This window comes from Promicromonospora panici (genome assembly GCF_900608595.1).
Taxonomy (GTDB): domain Bacteria; phylum Actinomycetota; class Actinomycetes; order Actinomycetales; family Cellulomonadaceae; genus Promicromonospora; species Promicromonospora panici.
In genome coordinates this window covers 1-2,960 of sequence record NZ_UWYY01000053.1, presented here as the reverse complement: position 1 = coordinate 2,960, position 2,960 = coordinate 1, and the positions used below count along the sequence as shown (strand labels likewise).

3 protein-coding genes are annotated in these 2,960 nt (G+C 73.1%); 2 read left to right on the top strand and 1 reads right to left on the bottom strand.

Annotated elements, in window-relative coordinates; translation table 11 throughout:
- Positions 1–243, bottom strand: a 243-nt coding sequence (locus tag EW117_RS29240) for a hypothetical protein (RefSeq protein WP_165362928.1), incomplete at its 3' end; no start/stop codon positions are given.
- Positions 244–582: 339 nt separating this feature from the next.
- Between EW117_RS29240 and EW117_RS29915 the strand changes: the two genes are divergently transcribed.
- Positions 583–837: an AfsR/SARP family transcriptional regulator gene (locus EW117_RS29915; RefSeq protein WP_207212132.1), complete on the top strand. Its 255-nt coding sequence runs from the start codon at positions 583–585 to the stop codon at positions 835–837.
- Positions 780–2,888: an ATP-binding protein gene (locus EW117_RS29235; protein WP_207212131.1), complete on the top strand. Its 2,109-nt coding sequence runs from the start codon at positions 780–782 to the stop codon at positions 2,886–2,888. Before EW117_RS29915 ends, EW117_RS29235 begins: the two co-directional genes overlap by 58 nt.
- Positions 2,889–2,960 lie beyond the last annotated feature (72 nt).

Here is a 2,960-nt window from a genome sequence, read left to right as displayed (position 1 = left end):
CGCCTGGGTCGCGGTCACCGTGTTCTTCACCGCCTCCAGCTCACTGAGCAGGTCCACCCACTGCGCCTGCACCCGCTTCGAGACAGACGACGCCGTGTCAGTACCGCCTGGCAGGATCACGCCGGCCAACCACTCACGCACCATCCGCACACCAGCCGCATCGGTGGTCACGCCACCGTCCGCGGGCAGCACGGACCCGGGAGGCTGCTCGCGCGCTCCAGGCGCACCGTCCACTGATCTCATGCCACCAACATATGGCACACCCGTTCGCACCGCTCAACCAGCGAACCCGCATCTGCCCACAGCAGAACCAGCAGTCCCGGCCAGGCACGCGGACGATTGGTACCCAGCAGCGGTTCCGGAGAACGACGTCGAACAAAGCCCCTCCGACTCAGCACTTCTGCTGTCGGACTGCGCCATAAGCGCCTCCAAGGCCGCCACGTGCGCCGCCCCTCGCCGCAGCCCCGAATCCCCCCACTGCACAGCACCCATGTGCCAAGATCTGCCGGTGCAGATCAGGATGCTCGGACCCTTCGAGGTGCGTTTGGGCGACGACGGCGACGACCACGGCACCGTCGCCATGTGCCCGGCGCGCGACTGCGCGCCCTGCTGATCGCCCTCGCCCACGAACCGGGTCGCCCGGTCCAGCGGGCCACGCTCGTCGACTGGATCTGGGGCGAGCACCCGCCGTCCGACGCGACGAACGCCCTGCAGCGCCTGGTCTCGCGGTTGCGAAAGGTGCTGCCCGACGGCGCTGTCGAGGCGCAGCCGAACGGCTCGTGGCCGCGATCCGCGACCGGGAGATGGTCCTGGTCCTGGACAACTGCGAGCACGTGATCGAGACAGCGGCGGCCCTCGCCTACCGCCTGCTCGGCGAGTGCCGGCGGCTGCGCATCCTGGCCACGAGCCGGGAACCGCTGGGCATCACCGGTGAGGCGATCTGGCCGGTGCTGCCGCTGGCCCTGTCCGGGCCGGACGCCGGCATCGACGAGATCGCGTCCTCGCCCGCCGTCCGGCTGCTGCGGGAGTGGGCCGGCGCGGCGCGCCAGGATCTCGCCCTCGATGCCGCCACGCTGCCGACCCTCGCCCGCATCTGCCGGGCGCTGGACGGGGTGCCGCTGGCGATCGAGCTGGCCGCGACCAGGCTGCGCACCATGTCCGTCGACCAGCTCGCCGACCGCCTCGACGACCGCTTCCGGCTGCTCACCGGCGGCAGCCGGACCGCCCTGCCCAGGCACCGGACGCTGCGCGCGATGGTCGACTGGAGCTGGGAGCTGCTTTCCGACGCCGAACGCGCGGTCCTGCGCAGACTCTCGGTGTTCGCCGGCGGTGCGAGCCTGGACGCCGCCGAGCGGGTCTGCGCCGGGGACACCGCCGGGCAGGACGCCGTCCACCAAGCCGACGTGCTGGACCTGCTCACCGCCCTGACCGAGAAGTCTCTGCTCGTCCCCGAGCCCGGCGCCGCCCCGCGCTACCGGATGCTCGGCACCATCAGGGAGTACGCCGCTCAACGCCTCGCGGACGCCGGAGAGACGGACCCGGCCCGCCAGGCGCACCTGGCCTACTTCACCGACCTCGCCGAGACCGTGGAGCCGAGCTTGCGCCGAGCCGGGCAGCTGCACGGCCTCGCCACGCTCGCCGCGGAGCACGACAACATCAGTGCCGCGATGCGCGGCGCCCTGGCAGAGGGCAAGGCCCAGGCGGCGATGCGGCTCGCGGCCGGCGCCGGCTGGTACTGGTGGCTCAGCGGGCACAAGACCGAGGGCGCCGAGCTGATCACGGCTGCCGCCGAGCTTCCCGTCGTCGACCTCCGGGGCGAGGTCGACGACAAGACCCGCGCCGCCGTGTACTCGCTCGTCGTGATGTTCGCCGGCTCCGGGCGCGCCTCGGACGAACGCCACGCGGCGGACTGGATCCACAAAGCCTACGAGCTCAGCCTCCGCGACAGCTCCCACAGTCACCTGCTGGGCCTCGTCGTCCCCCTCGAACGCATGCTGCAAGGAGCCGACCCGGTGCGTGCGTGGGAGCCGGCCCTGGACAACGAGGACCCCTGGGCGCGGGCCCTGGCCCGGCTGCAGCTCGGCAAGATGCGGGTCATGCTCGGGCACGGCGGGCGGGACGCGGACGAGTACCTCGAGCAGGCCCTCGCCGAGTTCCGGGCCCTGGGCGAGCGGTTCGGGATCTCCTTCGCCCTGACCGAGCTGGCGGACCGCCTCGCCGTCCGCGGCGAGTTCGCCGCCGCGTCCGAGCGCTACGAGCATGCGATCGCGGTGTTGACCGAGGCCGGGGCGGTCGAGGACGTCATCCGGATGCGGGCCGGGCAGGCGCGGCTGCACTGGCTGCGGGGCGACGAGGACGCCGTCGCGCCCGCGATGGCCGAGGCCGAGCGGCTCGCCGAACGGGTGACGTGGCCGGAGGCGCTGGCCGAGGTGGCCCTGGCCAGGGCCGAGCTCGCACGCTGGGGCGGCGACGCCGAGGAGGCTCGCCGGCAGCTCGATCTCGCGATGGTCACGCTGGGCGACCAGGCGGCGAACCTCCGCTCGCTGACGCACCACCAGCTGGGCTACCTCACCGACGATCTCGGCGAGGCCCGCGCACATCGCGCCGCGGCCTACCAGGTCGCCGCCGAGGCGGGGTACGGGCCCATGCTCGCGCAGGCCCTCGTCGGCGTGGCGGACCTGGCGCTGCGGAGCGACCAGTACGAGCAGGCCGCGCGGCTGCTCGCGGCGAGCACGGTCGTCCGCGGGCTGCCGGACCGTTCCGACCCGGACCTGACCCGGATCGAGGAGGCGGCGCGGAGGCGAGCAGGGACGAGCTGGTCGCGGTCACGCTCGCTTCGTGAACGGCCGCACGCTGAGCGAGGCTGGGCAGGTCAGTCGCGCCCGTAGATGTCCCGCGTGTAGACCTTGTCGGCGACGTCGTCGAGCGCCTCGGTCCGGCGGTTCGCGATGATGACGTCG